We start from the raw sequence: 354 nt of genomic DNA, 5'->3' as shown, positions 1-354 counted from the left end.
GACCATGAGTGCGGCACCACCCCACTCCCCGCCGACCGCGACGCCTTGGACGACGCGCAGCAGTACCAACACTATGGGCGCTGCCACACCGATCGCATGATAAGTCGGTAGCAGGCCGATCGCCGCGCTCGAAATGCCCATCATGATCATGGTGATCAACAGCATCGATTTGCGGCCGAGACGGTCACCGAAGTGCCCGAACACCACACCGCCGAGCGGGCGAGCGACATATCCGGCAGCCAGGGTGCCGAAGGATGCGATTGTGCTCAGCGCCGGGTTCGAGGCAGGGAAGAACAGTGGTCCGAACACCACTGCGGCCATCGTTCCGTACAGAATGAAATCGTAGTATTCGAT

At 61.3% G+C, this 354-nt stretch carries 1 protein-coding gene; it reads right to left on the bottom strand.

Annotation, left to right across the window (positions count from 1 at the left end):
• Positions 1 to 354: MFS transporter (locus GV790_RS29240; RefSeq protein ID WP_163818049.1), on the bottom strand; the 354-nt coding region annotated here is incomplete at both ends.

This window comes from Nocardia cyriacigeorgica (assembly GCF_010858045.1).
Lineage (GTDB): Bacteria > Actinomycetota > Actinomycetes > Mycobacteriales > Mycobacteriaceae > Nocardia > Nocardia cyriacigeorgica_E.
The sequence above is the reverse complement of the archived record's forward strand: the minus strand, read 5'-3'. Positions and strand labels throughout refer to the sequence as shown.